At 56.9% G+C, this 19,823-nt stretch carries 10 protein-coding genes and 1 tRNA gene; 3 read left to right on the forward strand and 8 right to left on the reverse strand.

What is annotated here, in order from left to right; all coding sequences use genetic code 11:
• Positions 1-14 precede the first annotated feature (14 nt).
• The 7 genes from GSQ86_RS04870 to GSQ86_RS04900 form a co-directional block, all read right to left on the reverse strand.
• On the reverse strand, positions 15-413 hold the full coding sequence (locus GSQ86_RS04870; protein ID WP_158748825.1) for a hypothetical protein: 399 nt from the start codon (positions 411-413) through the stop codon (positions 15-17).
• Between the two features lie 705 nt (positions 414-1,118).
• Positions 1,119-2,171, reverse strand: coding sequence for a site-specific integrase (locus GSQ86_RS04875; RefSeq protein WP_158748826.1), 1,053 nt, complete (start codon positions 2,169-2,171; stop codon positions 1,119-1,121).
• Between the two features lie 95 nt (positions 2,172-2,266).
• Positions 2,267-2,343 (reverse strand) — tRNA-Arg (locus GSQ86_RS04880).
• A 402-nt stretch (positions 2,344-2,745) separates the two neighbouring features.
• Positions 2,746-7,242 (reverse strand): cellulose biosynthesis protein BcsC, encoded by a 4,497-nt coding sequence (locus GSQ86_RS04885; RefSeq protein ID WP_158748827.1) that lies wholly within the window; start codon positions 7,240-7,242, stop codon positions 2,746-2,748.
• The gene (gene bcsZ / locus GSQ86_RS04890) at positions 7,230-8,363 is read right to left on the reverse strand and encodes a cellulose synthase complex periplasmic endoglucanase BcsZ (protein WP_158748828.1); all 1,134 of its coding nucleotides are present in this window, start codon (positions 8,361-8,363) and stop codon (positions 7,230-7,232) included. The genes GSQ86_RS04885 and bcsZ overlap by 13 nt, the downstream gene beginning before the upstream one ends.
• Positions 8,360-12,772: a UDP-forming cellulose synthase catalytic subunit gene (gene bcsA, locus GSQ86_RS04895; RefSeq protein ID WP_158748829.1), complete on the reverse strand. Its 4,413-nt coding sequence runs from the start codon at positions 12,770-12,772 to the stop codon at positions 8,360-8,362. Before bcsA ends, bcsZ begins: the two co-directional genes overlap by 4 nt.
• Entirely contained in the window at positions 12,769-13,881 is a 1,113-nt protein-coding gene (locus GSQ86_RS04900) for a cellulose synthase operon protein YhjQ/BcsQ (protein WP_158748830.1), read from the reverse strand. The genes bcsA and GSQ86_RS04900 overlap by 4 nt, the downstream gene beginning before the upstream one ends.
• Positions 13,882-14,212: 331 nt before the next feature.
• On the opposite strand from GSQ86_RS04900, the gene GSQ86_RS04905 reads away from it, so the two are divergent.
• Positions 14,213-15,469: an arsenic transporter gene (locus GSQ86_RS04905; RefSeq protein WP_158748831.1), complete on the forward strand. Its 1,257-nt coding sequence runs from the start codon at positions 14,213-14,215 to the stop codon at positions 15,467-15,469.
• A 250-nt stretch (positions 15,470-15,719) separates the two neighbouring features.
• Positions 15,720-16,220 (forward strand): hypothetical protein, encoded by a 501-nt coding sequence (locus GSQ86_RS04910; protein ID WP_158748832.1) that lies wholly within the window; start codon positions 15,720-15,722, stop codon positions 16,218-16,220.
• Between the two features lie 45 nt (positions 16,221-16,265).
• On the opposite strand, the gene GSQ86_RS04915 is transcribed toward GSQ86_RS04910, so the two are convergent.
• Complete coding sequence (locus GSQ86_RS04915) at positions 16,266-18,320, reverse strand: S9 family peptidase (protein WP_158748833.1); 2,055 nt, start codon at positions 18,318-18,320, stop codon at positions 16,266-16,268.
• An 86-nt stretch (positions 18,321-18,406) separates the two neighbouring features.
• On the opposite strand from GSQ86_RS04915, the gene GSQ86_RS04920 reads away from it, so the two are divergent.
• On the forward strand, positions 18,407-19,822 hold the full coding sequence (locus tag GSQ86_RS04920) for an MATE family efflux transporter (protein ID WP_158748834.1): 1,416 nt from the start codon (positions 18,407-18,409) through the stop codon (positions 19,820-19,822).
• The last annotated feature ends 1 nt before the right edge of the window (position 19,823 follow it).

Raw genomic sequence — 19,823 nt, forward strand, 5'->3', positions numbered from 1 at the left:
GGTGGATTCTCCGCCTATCTCGTGTTGCTTTGCAGCCGCTTTTGGGCCAGGAATTCCTGCGCCTTATGCTCCTTAATGGAGTCTGCATGTGCAGACATTTTGCGCAGGTCTTCGACGCTTATCGGACCCTCGGATGCTCGGGCAAACAGGTTCAGCATCAGAGAACGCATCCCCAGGATCTCAGCCAGCAAGATCGAATCGGTCAGCTCTTGTGAGGAGCGCGCCTGTGTCAGTGCGGCATCGCGAAGCCATTCTGCCAGCTTCTTCCCGGCTGTCGCCACAGCAGATTCCACCTCGCCAAACTCCGCCTCCGTAAGCCTTGTAGCGACGGATTTTGCACGGTACGTCCCCTTTAGCGGACTGGCGGGAGCCGCTGACGGAACTGTCGGTTGCTTGATATCAGAAGAAGCCATGAGAAAGGGCCTCGCGCGGGAATTCCGGTTGCAAGGCTTGGATGCGTGCAACACAGCAGCAGTTTCAACAATTGCTTTTAGCTAAGGTGTCCACACATGAAACACCACATCGCCTCCAGCAGCAAACCGCAATGTTTACGTGCGTAAACCGTAAATCGCAATTAGCTCAAACAAAACGCGTTAACGATTACGCCTACAAGGCAGCTCTGCAGTTCCCTTTTGGGGATGACGTGTCACCATCCATCCGCTGCGGAGCAGCGCGGCCGTCTTGCACGACCGGATGCTCTACGCTTGGGCAACGGCGGCAGACGGCCTGCATGGGACTCCACCGCTCGCTACGGTATAGCAAAAGTTCCGAGATGTATCGGGCCATTCACGTTATTAATGGATTAAATTCAAAATCTATTAGCTCAGGTGTTGTTTTTCGATTGTTTTGAATTACCACTGGCCTGCTCGGCTGAATTTGCACCAGTCCTGAGTGATAGAGACTGAGTATAAGGAGCTGGGCCATGGCAAGAAAGAGGCACACGCCTGACCAGGCGTGAAGCTGTTGCGGCAAATTGAAGTGGGTCTAGCGAACGGGAAGACGGTGAATCAGGGCTGCAAGGAAGCAGCGATCACGCACAGAAGTACTACCGACGGCGCTGTGCAGTGGATGTCGCGGGCAAGAAGACGCATCTACGCGCCTAGCCGTATCAGACAGATTCAATCGACAACGACTTGATCGAGTCGCCTGACGGCAGCCTGATTCAGGGCGGGAGCAAAGTGCGCGTAGCGTCCCGTCATAGCTAGGCTCTGATGTCCTGCCAGATATTGAACCGTACGTAAGTCAACCCCAGCCTGCACCAATCGGGTTATGAACGTATGACGAAGGGAGTGCCAGGTGAAGTCCTCGATCTTGGCTTCTTTTACCGCGCTCTCGAAAGCTTTCTTGATGTCTATGATCGGCCGCTTCTTGTATCGATCTGACCGGAAGATCCGGTCGTCATCAGGACGGTTTTTGTACAAATCCTGGATCACCGTGAAGCAGGTTTCATTCATTGTTATCTCGCGCGACCGGTTGTTTTTGGGATGGGGAACGATAATCACTTTGCGGCTCATGTCTACATCGGTCCATCTCAACCCGAACTGTTCCGACTTCCGCAGTCCGGTGTGCAAGGCAAAGACCAACGCCGGTATGTGCCCAGGACAACGACGTGCGATCACCGCTTTGAGGCTAATCTCCTCCTCGGGCCTGAGATACCGTATGCGGCCGTCGCCTTCATTTCTGTGCTCGACTGACCGGACCGGATTGCGGCTGACCTTGTCGCTGCGGAGGGCAAGCTGATAAGCCTTACTCAGAACGCTCTTGTACCGGTTCTTGGTAGCTGGGCTCCACCGGGGGTGGCTGCTGAGCCAGTCGTCGATTTCTTTGGGTTTCACCGTGTCGGCGGCACGATTGCCCAATTCTTTGATGATCAAATCCATCCGCCCTGTGAAGGTGCGAAGATCCCGCTTGTCATGGTCCTTGTACCACTGCTTCGCCTCCTCTCCAAGTTCGGCAATGGTGATTGGCCGTTGTCGCAGGTTGCTTGGAAGTTTTATGCCGGCACGGACTTCCGCCTTCCGTTTCTGGTACAGCGCAACCGCATCGGAACGGCGTCCAACCTTTTCGCGACGGATCTTGCCAGCCTCAGTAAAGCGAATCCACCAGATGCCACTTCCCGGTTCCCGCTCGTATACCCCTCTGACCTTGGATGGAGTCTTTTTCTCGGCCATACGCGCACTCAAAGCAGCAGTCTAGCACAACTGACACCATAACTGACACCAAGCACTTTCGAAAGCATTTCTATTTATGTAACTTGTTGATTCCATGGTGACCCCGGGAAGATTCGAACTTCCGACCTGCGGTTTAGGAAACCGTCGCTCTATCCACCTGAGCTACGGGGCCACTTCCGACATTTTAACCTGTTGCAAACAGAAGCATGAAAAGGAATCGGCCCCATCCGTGTCAATAACCCTTTGAAAACTTTGTCCCCATCCGGCTGATTCCCCACGATAATCGTGCCAACAATATTTGGCAGAATATATAGACCAAATTCGCTATTCTGAATATAGAAGGCTTGTTCTTTACGAACGTCATTTCGACCCTGAGAACGAAGCGGAAGAATCTCAAAACCAAGCCAGCGAGAAAAATCACTCTAAAACAGCGACGATCCCCGCTAAGTAATTGAAAACGCTAGAACCGAACTAACCCGAGCAAAATCAATTACATAGCGGGGGATCATCCTCCGCTATGCTATTGGAAAACAAAAGAAAGCCGGGTCGCAGTGGGGGAGGGGGCCCGTCCCGCCTATGGCACCTGCAGAGGCCGCATTCCCTGCATCGGGAAAAGCCCTGTTGGTCCGTTTTCTTCCAGCGCCGGCTGCGGCCGGAAGAGATAACGCACATAGAATCCGCCGCGATTGCTCGCATAATCGCGCGTGTTATTGAAGCTCAGGAAACCGCCGACATACCAGTGCTCCGCGATGGCATAAGCGCCCTCGCCTTCAAAGCTGTAATTCGCGCTCACGCTGGTATTTTCCGGGTAGTACGGATTGTTCCTCGCATACTGAAGCGTCGGATCGAGTGGATAATACGGAGTCGAGTTCTCCTGGAATGCCTGCAGGCCGAAGCTTCCCGTCGCGCGATAGTGGAACCGTGGTCCGCGATGCCCCTCAAATGTGATCGGCACGCCGCCCAGCATATACGCCGCCGGGCTGAAGTATCCGCCCTGCCCGTAAGTGAAGTAGCGCAAGTTGTGATCGTAGTGCATGCCGAAAAAGTTCATGCCCACAACCAGCCGTCCGTATTCGGGACGATGCAGAACCTCCCAGTAAGCGCCTGCATCTCCGTCAATACGCGTATTGTCCTCAACGTGGCGCCCGGTAATATACTGGCCGCCTCCCTGGATGTACCAGCCGGATTGCGCATCGCCGAATGCCAGCTGCAGCTCGCCCGCATTCGTCATCACGCCGCCCCAGGTGTTGCCGATATAGGTGTCGCTCTTGCTGCCCAGGTCGCGTAGGCCCGCATAAGAGAGCTGCGTATCGGTAACCGGATCGCGCGAGAAGGTCAGCGTGAAGTGCGACGTCGGCGGATGCACATAGATGCCGCCGAGCACATTCGCCACCAGGAAGCCGCTCGGTGTGTACCCAAGATTGGCAGCGAACGACGCCGTCCGCAGCTGGAACTCGCCGCCGATACCGGCAGCGGACTGCAGGTACGGCAGTGAGTCAGCAGGCAGAGTTCCCTGCTGAAAGGTTTCCGTGCTCGTAGCCGTGCCCGAGTCGAGCAGTACAGGCCGTGTAATGATCGTGCCGCGCACGCCCGGACCGAGCATGCTTGATGCTTCAATCTGCCCCGTGTAGGCAGCAAGACGGTCATAACCTGGCTGGCCGCTGCGATAGTCCACTACCGCCGCTCCGCCGGTCCACGGACTACCCGCGCCCCGCAGGATCTCGAGTTGTTCCTCGACCTGCTCGCGCTCAGTTTTCACTCGCACCACCGGCATGCCCGATCCGGTCAGCGGAGGCAGAACCGGCGTCTCGACCTTCGCCGTCTCTCTGGCCGTGTACGGCGCAGGGATGGAGTTCGTCTCATCGGGAGCCTGCGGAGGCGTGACCGGCGGCAGCCCCGTATCCTGGGATATCTGCCCATTCATCTGCCGGATTGCTGCCTGCAGCCGATTCGCGGGATTCGCATCGTTCGCATCGACAAACGGTCTCGCGTTCGACGTCGGCTCAAAGGAAGCTTGTCGCGGTGAAGACGAAACAGCAGATTGAACCGGAGCACGCATCGGAGCAGGCGCAATGTAGTCAACCGATGACGAAACCTCCTGCTGCTCGACTGTGACAGCATGATGACGCTGGCTTCGCACCGGCGGAACATATGCTACCTCAGGTGGAGTGATTTCCGCAGTTGAAGCGCGTTCCGTTTCTACCGGAGCAGTCTCAGCCGGAGTGCCGCCGGCATCGGCAAAGTCGCCGAGCGTCGGTGTATTCACCGGCGGAGCCTCCTGCCACGAAGCCGCCGCGCGATCTCCCTCGACCGCAGGATCAAGCGGACCGCCACTGTTCTGGCTCACTCGTCCTGCCGGAGCCAGCAACTGCATCAGCTGCTGCGTCGGAGATAATCCACCCGGCTGGCCCGTATCGCCCGGCTGCGTAAACATCAGCCCCGGCGACGATGGCCCCATGGCATCGAGCGCCGCACGATAGTAAGCCGCTGCGCGATCCTGATTGCCGCGCGCCTGCTCATACTGAGCAGCGAGCTTCAAAATCTGAGGATCCGTCTTGTACTGGTCCAGCGCCGCCTCAAGCCATGTCTGCGCCTGCTTCATATCGCGAGCAGCCATCGCCGCGCCGATCGCTCCCTGGTACTGAGGCAGCGTCGCATGGGTCATATCGCGTGAAGCATAGATAGCGACTGCCTGCTTCGGCTGCCCCGCCTTCATGTAGAGACCAGCAAGAGCGCCCGAAACATCCGGATTATCCGGAAACGCCTGCAACGCCGCAGCCAGGATCGCCAGCGCACGCCGTTGATCCCCCGCAGCTAACGCGCTGTTCGCGCGGCGAACGCTCCACGAAGCCCACAGTTGATTGAACTGCACTTGCTGCTCGTCGGTCATGTCCGGCGAGTTCGCCAGGTTAGACACCAGCGCATACAGTTGACGATCATTGCCGGCATTCAGCAGAACCCATCCATATTGGATCTGCGTATCCACCGGCATATCGGCTCCGCGGTCGCGATAGATCTGCGCCAGCTGAGCAAAGCTCCGCAGCGCCGCCTGATTCTGCTTGGCGCCGGACTGAATCGACGCCAGCGTCTGCAGATACGCCGGATCGCCTTCGAGCCGTAGACGTACCGACTCCGGCATCGCCGCAATCCTCCGCAGCGCCTCGCGGTCCTGGTTCTGCTGGTGCAACGCATTCAGCACGCCGCGCCATGCTGCGAGGTTTTCGGGATCAGCATCCAGTTGCTTGCGATAGATCGCGTATGCCTTCTGCGGCTCGTTCTCTGCCGCGTAGATATCCGCAAGCTGCAACTCGATGCCGGCCTGCGGCGGAGGCGCAACCGTCAGTGCGCGCTCCAGATACTTCCGCGCCCGATCCCACTGATGCTCGGTCTGGTAAATGGAACCTACCAGCACAAGGAACGACGGATCGTTCTGCTCACTATCGATCACCGTCTTCGGCATGCCGCTGATCGAAGCCAGCGCCTCTTGATCCCGGCCCAGTTGATGTTGCGCTGCAATCAGTGCGCGCCATGCGCCGGCATTTTCTGGATCCTGCGCCACTACCTGGCGATAAAGCTGCAGCGCCGGCTCATACTTCTTGGCAGTCATCAGCAGATTCGCATACTGCATCTGCTTATCGACCGGCAGATCGCGCCCCTGGTTCGGAAATGGCAGTGACAGCGCCCGCTCCACCGTGCGGTCCGCATCTGCCTTGCGTCCCAGGCTGGAATAGTCCTGCGCCAGGAGCCGCAGGAATTCGGGATCGTTATCCAGATGCGCATGGACATCCTTCGGCATACGGCTGTTCGTCTGCAGCGCACCCTGCGCGTCGTTCGACATGGACTGTGCTATGAAGAGACCGCGCCATGCCGGCTCCCGCCCCGGCGCCAACCGCACTGCGCGTTGGAAAGAGTCCACCGCTTCGGCGTAGCTCCCAGCCTTCATCTGCGCGCCGCCCAATCCCTCCAGCGCATCGGGACTCGTCGGCTTCTGAGCTAATGCTCCTCGATACGACTCGATCGCAGCCTCCGTGTCACCCGACTGCATCTTGTTGCCGGCATCTCCCATCTGCTGCCAGAACCGCGAAGTGGCAATCGAGCTATCCAGCCCTTTCGCTCCCTCTGCGCGGGCGCGCTCGAAGTAGGTCAACGCATGTCCAAAGTCCTGCTGCTTCATGTACACGTAGCCCAAACCACTAAGGGCTCGCGGATTGTTTGGCTGCTTGGCCAGCAGCCCCTGGAAGCGCTGCGTTGCCTCATCCAGCCTTCCCGCGTTGAGTGCGCGATAGGCTGCTGCTTCAGCCGAGTCCACAACCGGCGCGGGTGCTGTAGGAGCATTGGTCGCAGTCGCCGGCGTACCCGCTTCAGTCTTCCCCGCGCTGGCATTCCACGCCTGCGCCTGGGCTAAAGCCGTCTGAGCGGAAGCCACGTCGCTGTACTTCTGCAGGAGAGCAATTCCCTCCGCACGCGTCTTCGGATCGTAGGTAAGAATACGTCCCAGTGTGATGGCATATCTCGAATCCGCAGGAAACTGGTTCGCCAGCTTCCGTAATCCGGCAATGGCATGAGGACGGTCTTCCGGAATCGCAGACTCCGTGTCGTAATATGCCAGCGCGTAATTCCCCGCCGGGGGTATGTCGCCAAACGCTTCGCGGTAGAGCCGCATCGCATCCGCATAACGGCCCGACGCAGCTAGTTGCCCCGCCTGCCGCAGACGCTCGTTCCGCGACTGCCCGCCCGATATGGCCTGAACCTTCGCCGCCTCATCCGCGCTGCCGCCCGCGGCCCTGAAGCGCTGAAGATATCCCGCCGCCTCATCGGCTTTTCCCAGCTGCATATCGGCTTTGGCAATCCCGAGCAGTGCTTCGCGGTTATTGACATCAGCCAGCAGCACCTGCTGCCAGGTCTGTACCGCCATGTCCAGATGGCCGCCGGCAGCCAGAGACGCCGCCCTCTTCAGCAGCACCTGTTGCGCGGAGGTCTGCGTCTGCGCGGGACAGGAAATGGCAAATCCAATCGCACAGACGGCCAGAAGCAGAAGTCTGCGGCACGCATTGCGGTTTAATTTTTCCATTGAACCCTCAGCTTTCCATCCGGAGCAAATCGAAATCGTCCGTCCTGCCATCCCAGCGCAAATAACGCCAGGTTCTGGTCGTAATATCGGGGCGGATGCGCCAGAAGCCCCGTAACGGAATCGAACTGTGCGAGCACGTTACGCAGCTGGAAGGTTGCCGCATCCGCGTCTCCTTCTGTAACAAGAAACGGCACCATCGCAGCCGCAAATCCCGGCGGAGCCTTCTCACTCGCAATACTTCCATCGGGATTCACCGACTCTGGAGGTGACATATGCGCCTCCACATATCGCTGCATGGGCTTCAATATCTGCAGCAGCTGGGTACTTTCTTCGACCTCTCCGGGACTCATTCCCGCCCACAGATACACGCGGATAGCGTCATAGCTGCCGCGTGCCGTCCTGGTATCTCCGGGCGCGCTGACCGGAGCAAATCCTGTGCCCAATGTGTACTCGACCCAGTCCATCGCAAACCCGGAAGGGCTGGCCTTTCCCATCCATATGGGAAAGGCATCCAGAATCTGCTTCCATGGACCCCGCTTATCGACCCTGTTTGCAGCCAGTAGCAAGGGCACAGGCGTATAGCTTGGATTCAGCAGCCATCGTGTGTTGAACCAGTGGAACCCCACATTGCCGGGCAACAATACCTTGGTCAGGTTCGGCAAGGTAGCCGTTTCATCTTCTGCAATCAGCGCAAGCATCGCTGCCCCCGCATTGCTGTACTGTTGTACGGCCCAAAGGTCGCCTGCTTCGATCAGATCGTAGGCGGTCCATAAGTCGGCATCAGAGGCCGAATTCGGGTCAAGTACACCCCATGAGCCATCTGGCTTCGCGCCCCAGCTCCAGGCCGGCAGGTTTTTGGAGAGATCGCCTTTTGCAAGGTTTCCCTCAGTCCACGAGCGAAGCCGTTCAAACATCGCCCTGTCATTCGCAACCAGGGCGAAGAACATAGCATAACTCTGCCCTTCTGACGTAGTCATCGAATTTCTGTCCGGATCGATAACCCGCCCTTCCGGCTTCACAAAATACGCCACGTAGTGATTCCAGAAAGGCCAGGAAGATGAAGCCGCTCCCGACATCTGGCATCCTGCCAGCACAGCGAGCAGCACTAACCAGCGTTTCACGGCTTTTGCGTTCCCAGGCGCTCTGCTACTCTGCGGTCCAGGCGCGCTCGCGTCCAGGGCACGACAAATAACCCAAGCACAAATGTCAGCACGACCACCATCCAGGGATAGGTTCGCAGCCAGTACCGGATCCGCGACCACCATGGCAGATAACCGACGTGGTAAAAGCGATCACCCAGCCGGTACGAACTAAAATCCTGCCCGTGCAGAACGCTCACCGACTCGCTGACGGCGCTCGAGGTAGTTGCTTTCTGTAGCGCATTAATAAACGGGCCCATCGTCTGATCATTGCGGAATGTGATAGCGACGACGGATCTGTTTGAAGACCAGGGCGACTCGATGCCCTGGACCAGCGCCTCGGGAAATTCGCCCAGGCTCTGAAGAAGTCCTTTCCGCTGCTGCGCCTGGTTCACCTTCCACCACCACTTGGGACGCATCTGGGAAACCTGCCACCAGGCATGCTCCACCAGGGAGAAAAAGCCGCCCGTATCGCTGACGGAATACCCCTGATCCTGCACCTGAACCAATAGCTGCGGATTCAGTTGCTGAAACGCCGGTTGATCGGCTTGCGTGCCCAGAACTAGGTAATCGGCGTCTGCTCCCAGGAGCGACGAGTCTCCTACCGTCAAGCGTAGCGCCGGATAACCGGTCTGTTGTCCAAAATGACCGAGCAACGCTAGATACACGCCAATCTCATCAGGCGATGATCGTTGCGGCAGAATGATCCTCGTCTGCGAAAGATCGGCAAAACGCGTAAACGGGAAGCCGGCATTCGAGAAAAGTTCCAGGTTCGGCATCGATGCCCAGTGGTCGATCCCGCGAATGTCGAGGTATGAGCTACGCAGGATTGCACCCTGTAGATTGATAGGCGCCGTATCCTGGCAATTACCGGTCTTCGCCATCTGGAAATAAAAATTAAACAGGAAGGTATTGGCGAAGGGCCGCATGTTCACCAGCGGTACGGCGGCATCATAGCTCAGCGTCTTCCGGTTCACTTCTGCATGAGGCATCGGAAGCTGATCCACCAGAGATCCGTTGCTGGTGATCCGCAGGGTCGATCCGTTGGCAAGTGGAATCGCGTTATAGCGATAATCCATGTGCAACAGTAAGTTCTGCTTGTCGCCGTAGTAGAGATCGGGCGGCACCCGCAGATAAACCGGCAAAGGCCCCGAACCGTCGCTCTGCAATTCAGCGTTGGCGGAATAATCCCAGAATGGTGAGAGCCGCTCGGTGCTCATCCACAACGGAGCATCATCAGCTTTCCGCGCTTCGGGAAGCTGATATTCCGGAACATGCACGATATTTCCCTGCAGCATCGCGTTTCCGGTGGCTAAGGACCGCGCCGCAGTCAGAAGCTCATCGCCATTGTCCCCGGCAATAATTAGGACCTTCCCATAAGGATCGGAAGGATTCGTCCGCACGGCAACCGTGGGACCATCTTCAGTCAACTGAATGCCAGCCGGCACCTCGCTGCGGTTCTGCACGAACACCACAACATTGCCCTTGGGCAGCGTGCCTACCGATACCGGAAATGTGAGTGGCCTGGACTTCGCAAGAATTCCGAACCACGAGGCCACAATCCCGCCAGCCTGCAGTGATTCACGGCTCGGCTGCACGCTTGCAAATGCAAACGGAATCGCTGCCGAAGAACTTCCAAGTGCTCCGTCATAAAACGGGAGCGGCAGCATCTTTAAATCATCGACAAGCTGCAACAGCGAGCCTGAAACCTCGATACTCGACGTATTATCTACGCGGCCCCACAGCACTGTGTTTGCCGGATCCTCGCATTTCTGCGTGTAGTGGCCCACAAACTCAAGGGTCAGCACGTTATTGCGAACCAGTAATTCCGCGGGCAAAGGAATATCCGCCGTCAGCGGTGCCTGCACATCGGCCACTTTTTCCGGAATCGGAAGCGTCGCGACCAGTGTGCCATTCATCAGAACGCTCAGATGGCTCATCTGCGGAATCAATCCCGGAGAAAACCCGTAATGCAGATGAAGCTTCGCCTCTTGCACTACGTCGGTCTGTGGCAAGGCAAACGGAATATCGCGGGATGCCGCGACACCCCGGAAGAGGATACCGGATGGGATTCCGATATCATTCAGCGTAAACGTCGATGAAAAAGAGCCGGGCGCAGGTGCTGTCGCTGATAACTGCGGAGCAGCTTTGCCACTCTTCTTTTGTGCAAGCGACGGCACGCAGGCTCCGGCAAGCAGCGCCAGCAGCAGTATCGCCGTCGTCGCGCTTGCGGTTGCCGGCGCATCCGCGCTCTTCCGCTTCGGAATCAGCACTCCCAATGCGTACCCCACTCCTCGCACGGACAAACGCATGAGTTGCAAGAAGCTGAGCCACGGCTTGTCAGCCACGCGTCGCTCGCTACGGCTTAGCCAGGAATCGGCGCGCGAGTAGAGAACGAGCGTCAATAACTCTTCTTCGTGCAGTGACAGTTCCTCGTACTTGACGCGAAGAGCGGTGCCGCTTCCATCTACCACGGTTGCGGGAAAATTCGTCCGTTCCCGCCTTACTGGGTAAATAACAGTTACAGCGGTATTGGGAGGAAGGCTCAGCGGTTGTTCCAGATTGACGGAAGCTCCGCCGCGCGAGAGATTCACCGACTCGCCGAAAATGCTTCTTCCATCCGGCAGCACAATCTCTACCGGCATATGCAGATCGATGCGCACATCAGAACGCACCTGCTTCGATTCGCGAGCTACGGCATTCGCTGTGCCGACAATCACCATATTGAAAAGTATCCAGAAAGTGTTCATCGCGATCGTTCCCGGATGATCCGCATTCCAGTAGAAGAAGCGGATCGGCGCAATGATCAGGCCGGCAATATTCAGCAGCAGAAGAGCTACATAAGGACGCGCAATGCGCGCATCGAAGTAGCTCTTTTGCACAATGCCGCCCTTGGCCGTCACATTGAATTTTCCGAGCTTCGGATTGATGAGTGCGAGCAAGGTTGGACCGAGAATGTAGGGCGCAAGAACCGTCTCATACACCTCGTTCCAGAAGGCATACCGGTATTTGCCCTGAATTCGCAGGTTGGTTACGTTTGAAAGGAAAAGATGCGGCATGGCGTACATCAGGATCGCTATCCACGAGCCAGGAATATTGATGCACCCAAGCAGCATATAAACGAGCGGGGCGGTAAGAAAAATCAGGCGCGGCACCGCGTAGAAAAAGTGCGCCATCGCATTGAAGTAGCACAGTCGCTGCGGCCACTTCAATCCTGGAACAAAGAGTGGATTGTCGGTCCGCAGAACCTGCACCATGCCGCGTGCCCAGCGAATCCGCTGGCCCACGTGGCTGGAAAGACTCTCCGTCGCCAGTCCCGCCGCCTGGGGAATATTAATGTATGCCGTATTCCAGCCGCGGGTCTGCATGCGGAGCGAGGTATGCGCGTCTTCCGTCACCGTCTCCGTAGCAATGCCGCCGATCTGTTCAATCGCGTCGCGCCTCAGAATGGCGCACGAGCCGCAGAAAAACGTCGCATTCCACAGGTCATTGCCATCCTGGATCACGCCATAAAACAACTCGCCCTCATTGGGCACCGTGAACTGCCGGAGATTCTTCTCAAACGGGTCAGGCGAATAAAAATAGTGTGGCGTCTGCAGCATTCCTAATTCGCGCTCTTTCAAAAACCAGCCCAGCGTCACCTGCAGAAAGCTGCGCGTGGGCACGTGATCGCAATCGAAAATTGCAACATAGGGTGACTTGAGCAGCTTGAGCGCATGATTGATATTGCCGGCCTTGGCATGCTTGTTGTCAGGCCGCGTCACATACCCAACGTGCGCCTCTTCGCAGAACTTACGAAACTCTTCCCGCCTGCCATCATCCAGCACATAGACATGCAGCTTGTCCTCGGGATAATCGATATTAGTCGCGCCGAAAATCGTCGAGCGTACCACCGACAGCGGCTCATTATAGGTGGGGATCAGCACGTCCACTTCGGGCCATTCGTCGACCTCCCGGGGCATCGGATAAGGCGGCCGGCGCAGGGGACGAATCGTCTGGATGTAGCCCAGAAACAGAATGATGAACGCGTAGGCCTCCGCTGAAAAAAGCAGGAGCACGAAAAAAGTATTAACGATATTCAGCTTCTGCGTAGTTCCTGTAACAGCACCCGTTACAGTCACAATTCGCCAGTACGCATATCGCGCCGTGGCTAGCATCGAGGCGAACATCAACGCCAGCGTTACCAGTTCAGAATCTGAGATCCGGTGGATCACAAAAGCGAGCACAATTGTCAGCAGAGCGAGAACGCCCTGCTCCGCCCATCCGAAATCAAGCGTCACGCATTCAAACGCGAAAAAAAGTAGGATGGCATAGACGGCAATGCGTGCAGTACCGGCCCAGAAGCTGCCGTGCATTCCCAGGGTTTCCCATTTCCCTACGAGCCTTCTCACTGCTCACTCCAGCGAACTGCCGACTTCTTCTCCGTGTCAGGCACTGGCATTCTCTCGCGCAGCCAGAAGGCAAGCTGCAGATAATCCTGCGTCACGCCTGCCGTCGGGGTGTGATCCGCCACCGTCATTCTCGCGGCAATCGCGTTGGAAATCTCTTCGCCATACTGGATGCTGATCGGCAGGACCCGTTCGCCGCACTGCCGCTCCACTAACGCCCTCGCCTGCTGATCGACCGGATGTTGCGGATCAAACTCATTGAAGACATAAAAGACTTCCGGCACGTTGTGGCCTGCTTTTTTCATAGCAGCAAACGACGCTTCGATACGCGACACGGTCAGGAGCGAATTGAGATCGGAGAGCAGCGGCACCAGTACAGCGCCGCACAATTCGAATATCTCAGGCAGCAGGCCCATCGTCGCTGGGCCCAGATCGAAAATCGTGCGTTCGGCGCGATGCATCGCCTGTACAACGCCGTTCTCCAGCCACTCCCTTGTCACATCATCCGCGCCGAAGATCTGCAGCGGCGGATAACTCGGCTCCGGTGAAACAAAGGTACGCAATCCTTCTCGAAGGTCGGTTGCGCCGAAGTAAAACGGCAGCAGCCCGCTTCCCGAAGCATCTACCAGGAGCACTCGCTCTTTTAGCGCACAAAGAATTCTGCCCAGGTTCGCGCAAAGGGTGGTTTTGCCCACTCCACCAGCCAGCGAGTAGATCGCCATTGCCGTGGATCTCCGTTCGTGCGGCTCACGTTCTGCCGGGCGGATCCCCTTCGGGGTCGTAGGAGCCTCTTTGGGAGCAGGTATTCGCAATGCTGCGGGTATTTCCATCGGCATCAGGGGAGGAGGCAATTCGCTCTCGACGGGTGGCAGGATCGATAAAGGAATCTCAACCGCCTGCGCAACAGTTTCAATGCTCTGCGCCGGACCGGCGGCAGCCTCGACAGGCTCCGCGGCGGCGTGCATGGCTGAAGCCGTGTGCCTATGCTGTCGGGAAAAATCACGATATGGAACGTCCTCTACCCTCGCCCACGAGTAGAGATGTGCCACATCCTTTGCCAGATCGTCCTCCGCCTGACGAGGTTCCGGCTTCATATCGTCACGATTTGTCATCAGCTCAATATCTCAATATTTAACAAAGCGACCTGCACCGAACGTAATACACAAATATCCTATGCGGTGACCGGAGTAACCACAGAATGCGCCAAAAGTAACAGACGCTTTAAATATGCACAACTAGGGAAAGGAAAAGAAGACACCGGAATCGCAAATAGCAAGTAGCTACCGCTGAAAGGTTTAACAACATGTTGTTTTCATTTTTGTTCCCCGATCATACTACTGATTTCCTCGTCTCCCCTAGCACATAATGAAAGCGCATACCCAAAGCCAACCGTTGCCCGTTTTCTCATCTCTCATTCCCCGAGGATCCATCCCGAAAAGCTCCATGATGCCTTTAACTCATTCATTCATCTGGTTGGTATCCATCGTCGGCATCATCCTCATGCTGATCCGGCCAAAGAAGATTCCTGAGGTCTGGTGGGTTTGCGGCGCGGCCGTGATCCTCATCGTCTGCCGCCTTATCCCCTACAAAATTGCCGGGCATGCCGTCGCCGAAGGTACAGATGTATACCTGTTTCTAACCGGAATGATGCTCCTTGCCGAACTAGCTAAGAGCCATGGCGTCTTTGACTGGCTCGCCGTCAAGGCTACGCAGAAGGCGAATGGATCGGCCCGCAGGCTTTTCTCCCTGATCTATGGCGTCGGTATTCTGGTAACAGTGTTTCTTTCCAATGACGCGACCGCCGTCGTGCTCACCCCGGCTGTGCTGGCGGCGGTAAGGAAATCAAAAGCAGAGCCGCTTCCCTACCTCTTCAGCTGTGCCTTTATTGCCAACGCCGCAAGCTTTGTCCTGCCCATCTCAAATCCAGCCAACCTGGTCGTCTTCCGTCAGGATTTGCCACCGCTCGGCCACTGGCTGCGGGTCTTCCTTTTCGCGTCAATTGTTTCCATTTTTGTCACTTATGTGACGCTGCGCTGGTGTTGCCGTCATGAGATTCGAGACAGAATCGAAAGTGATATTCCTGACGGAGAACTCTCCGCCTCCGGCAAATTCACCATCATCGGCCTCGGGCTTGTAGCTGCGGTGTTGCTCGTCGCATCCGCGTTTGGCAGAGATCTGGGATTGCCTACCTGCGTCGTCTCTGTACTGATGACCGCCGTCATCTGCGCAAAGGAAAAATCCTCTCCGCTTCCCCTGTTTCGGGAAATCTCATGGAGCGTTCTCCCTCTCGTCGCCGGTCTGTTCGTTCTCGTCGAAGCCATCAATCAGGCAGGAGCGCTGCATCTTTCGCAGGAATTGCTGCATGCTGCCCAAACTCTACGTCCTGCAATCGGCCTGCTTGCGGCTTCTTTCAGCGTCGGCGTCGGAACCAACCTGATCAACAATCTCCCTCTCGGCCTGATTGCAGGAACCAGTCTGCATCAATCGCACATCGTGGGAGCTTTGCGGAATGCCATTCTGATTGGCATCGACCTCGGACCCAATCTCTCAGTTACCGGCTCGCTCGCTACCATTCTCTGGCTCATAGCTATTCGTAAAGAAGGACTGCATGTCAGCGCCTGGAAGTTTTTTAGAACTGGAATGCTGGTCATGCCAGTAGCGTTGATTCTCGCGGTACTTTCCATAACTGCGACATCCTGAACACCATCTGCGAGTAGAGTATCGCAGTCAAATCTCGCGCAAATAACTGAAATCGTGAGATTTAGAACGATTCTTTCATTTTCGATCTCATGTGGTCGGATGACAAACGCGATACCTCAGACAACCTCAGCTTTATTAGTAGTGTTCTGTATGGACAATCCTGTCATCCAAGGAGTACCTGTACGACTCTGAAACTATGCGAAGACAATCTCGATTTTCCCATGTGCACTATCTCCTCGCTTTATTTTGCTTGGCCACATCTTCATTCTCGTCGGCGCAGGTAGCTCCGGCAACGCAGGGCGGTGGTGGAGGCCTTCATGTTTTCGGCGAGTTTACGGTAGGAAAGCCAAATTACGGCACCGAATATCTACTTGGCCCTTCACTTGGCGGCTATCTGCAGATCACACGATGGCTCGGAGGAGAGGCTCGCGGCTCGATCCTGAAATGGGGACCTTCGCCATTTCATCAGGACACAGCCCTCATCGGCCCGCGCGTACAGTTCCCGGTGCATCGCTTCGCGCCTTACGGCGCTTTCGACATAGGCGTAGCGCACGTCACTTATCCGCCTGAGCCTGGCAAGCTTACCTCAGTAAATAAACTTGGCTGGGAGATGGCGACTGGAGTCGACTACCATTTAACCCGCCGCATCGACCTGCGCCTCTTCGATTTCACTTATGGCAAAATTTATCTCCTGCAAAACGGCCTGAATCCGAAAACCTATAGCTCTGGAGTTGTCTTTAGCCTATTCTGAGAAAACTTGGGTCTCAGTCCCCGAGGACCCGATAACTCCGTGTTTTTATTGCCCAAAAGCCCTTTCGAGAAATTTCACAATGCGCTGCCGACCATCGAAACCATGCCACGGCTCCGGGCTCGGATTGCCGAAGATTCCTCCTGCAAGTGGCCCATGGTCCTCACGCGGATAGCGAACCAGCTCCGCGGTCACGCCCATCTGGCGTAGGGCGCGGTACATCTCCAGGCTCTGTCCCAATGGGTCGGTAACATCACTGTCCCCCTGCAACAGAAGAAACGGCGTCTTCGCATTCGCTACTCCGGAAATCGGACTCTGCTTCCACGCATCAGCATCGTGCTCCCATGGCTTGCCATAGAACCAGCGGTCATACCAGGAACCGCTCTCCGTGCCGTATTCACTGAACTGATCGATCACAGGAGCGCCGCTGATAATCGCCTTGAAGCAATCCGTCTTCCCTTCCGCAAATCCGGCCATTTCCCCGCCGTAGCTGTAACCCATCAGCGCCAACTTATCGGCATCGACTGAAAAGTGAGCAATGACCGCATCCACTCCGGTCATAATGTCGCGAAAATCTGCGCCGCCCAGGTCATTCTTATTCGCCGCAGCGAAAGCAGCGCCATACCCGGTACTCCCACGAGGATTCGGACGGAAGACCGCCCATCCGTGTCCCAGTAAAAACGGAACGAGCGGCGAATAACTGTCTTCCCATGCTCCCGTCGGGCCGCCGTGCACATCCACAATCAGTGGCACCTTGCGGTCTTTCGCCTGCGGAGGCAGATAGAGCAGCCCTTCCAGCGTCTGCCCCTCGTTCTGCCACTGCACAAGCTGAGAAGGCGTTTCCGTCCACTTCGCCGGAATCGCCGACGGAGTATTCAGAGGATGACCCGCATGATCCAGCTTCTCCGCAAAAAAGAGTGTGAGCGGTGCCGTGCTGCCGGTGCCGATCCAAACCCATCCGTTATGCCGCGTATTGGTGTTTAAACCCGTAGTAACTGGCGTGTTGAATTTGAGCGCCTCCGGCGTTCCATCCCCAAAGCGCGCAACTAAAACCCGAGTTCCGTTCTGCACCGATTGCAACACCTTGCCATCGACAGCAATCGGTCCTTCGTGTCCGATCGTTCCTTTGTAATCGCGGCTGAGATTTTTAACCGCGCCGTCACCAGTCGTAAAGACGTAGAGATCGTCGTACCCCGGAGGCGCATCCTGCTCGGCCTGCGCGTGATAATAAATTCTCTTTCCATCATCCGACCATGCCGCCTGCGAGACCGTCGCCACAATCTGCTTTATTTCCTGAGGATGCTCCGTATCATTCGTAGCTAACAGCCACGCAGCCTTCGCAGGACCAAGGTCGCCTGCGTTGTTCGGCTTCTCCGTTATTACCAGAAACTTGTCCGACTGCGGCTTCCACGCCACCGACTCCACATCCGGATCGACCGCCGTCCGCGTCAACTTTCCTGTAGCAGTGTCGAAAAGATAGAGCCGCGAGCCATGTGGATCATGATCCACCCACTCCGCATCAGCCTTCTCCGTCTCCTGCTTCTTTTCTCCTGGAGTCTGCGGATCGTGCGCAACCGCCGCAATCCACTTTCCATCCGGAGAAACATAGAACTTCTCCACGTCAATAGGCAGAGCATCTTTTTTCGCCTCTGCTTTTTCCTTGCTCGGCGGAATCGCATCCGGCTCCGACGATGCATCGACCGTCGGCTCAATCTTCATGTCATACGGATGCGCCTCGCCGCCCTCCATCGGCAGACGATAAAGCTGCGTATGCTCGCCACGCTTTGCCAGAAAGAGAATCGCGCTGCCATCCGACAGCCACTCGCCGTTATGCTCTCCGCGTTTATCCGACTCCGGTGAGTAAGTGAGCTGACGCGCCGCATTCTGCTTGATATCGACCAGCCACAAATGGCTGTGGCCGCCACCTGCCGTCGCATCCGCGACCTGTACCAGTACGCTGTCCCCATCCGGCGCAAGCCGAGGCTGGCTCAGCGAGCGCGTATGCCTCAAATCCTCATTCGTGGGAAAGCGTGTCTCCTGAGCCAGAACAGTTGTCGTTGAAACGGCAGCAGCCAGAGTAAAAAGCAGAGCGATGGTGCGCATGTCACTGAGCATATCGTGAGCACAATCTTGACAACAGATGTATGTGACTCCCTGTACACTCCCTTAGGCATTCACATATCCGGTTTATGAATACACCGTCACAATCCGCGGGTACACAGCCTTCCTTGTGGGCATCCATCCGCGAAGCTCTGCGCGGCTCGCATCAGGACTACACCACAGGCAGCCTCAACCGCGCCATTCTTCTGCTTGCGATTCCCATGGTCCTCGAAATGGTGCTGGAATCGCTCTTCGCGGTAGTCGATGTCTTCTGGGTCGGGCGTCTAGGCGCAAATGCGGTAGCCACCGTTGGACTCACTGAATCGCTGCTCTCGCTGGTCTTCGCCGTCGGCATCGGCCTTGCCATGTCCACCACTGCTATGGTCGCTCGCCGCATCGGAGAAAAAGATCCGGAAGACGCCGCCATCGCCGGAGTTCAAGCAATTTTTCTCGGCCTGCTAGTCTCCCTGTCGATTGGGATTCCCTGCTTCATCTTTGCGCCCGATCTCTTACGCCTCATGGGTGCGACGCCTGACATCATCGCCACCGGCTCCGGCTACGCCCGCATCGCCCTCGGTGGTTGCGGCGCTATCGTCATGCTCTTCCTCAACAACGCCATCTTTCGCGGAGCAGGCGACGCCGCCATCGCCATGCGGTTGTTATGGGTCTCGAACATCATCAACCTTATCCTCGACCCATGCCTTATCTTCGGCCTCGGACCATTCCCGAAACTCGGCGTCACCGGAGCTGCACTGGCAACCATGACGGGCCGCAGCATCGGCGTTCTTTACCAGTTCTACCGGCTGCTCAAAGGCACGGAGCGCATCCACGTTCTGGCGCGGCACATCCGTCTAAACGTCGCCGTGCTGTGGCGACTGGTGCGCGTCTCCGCCACCGGCATCCTGCAATTCGCCATCGCGCACACCAGCTGGATCGGACTCGTTCGCATCATCTCTTATTTCGGAGCCAGCGCACTCGCCGGCTACACCGTCGCCATCCGCATCCTCATCTTCATCATTCTGCCGTCATGGGGTCTCAGCAACGCGGCGGCAACGCTCGTCGGCCAGAACCTCGGGGCCAAACATCCCGATCGCGCAGAGAAATCCGTGTGGCGCACCGGCCTATATAACGTCATCTTCCTCGGAAGCATCGGCGTCTTCTTCATCTTCTTCGCCACGCCTGCCGTGCGCCTCTTCATTCAGGACCCCGCCGTTGTCCCCATCGCTGCGACCGCGTTGCGCATCCTGAGCTGCGGCAACATTGGCTACGCCTACGCCATGGTCATGCTGCAGTCCTTCAACGGCGCAGGCGATACCATCACGCCCACCATCGTCAACTTCTTCGGCTTCTGGGTCTTTCAGATTCCCCTAGCGCTATGGCTCTCGTTTCATATGCAGATGCACGAGCACGGCGTCTTCCTCGCCATCGTTCTATCGGAATGCGCCATCGCCGGAGCCAGCGTCATCCTCTTCCGTAGAGGACGCTGGAAGCAGCAGAAGATCTAGG

Origin of the sequence: Acidobacterium sp. S8 (genome assembly GCF_009765985.1) — a bacterium.
Taxonomy (GTDB): Bacteria; Acidobacteriota; Terriglobia; order Terriglobales; family Acidobacteriaceae; genus Alloacidobacterium.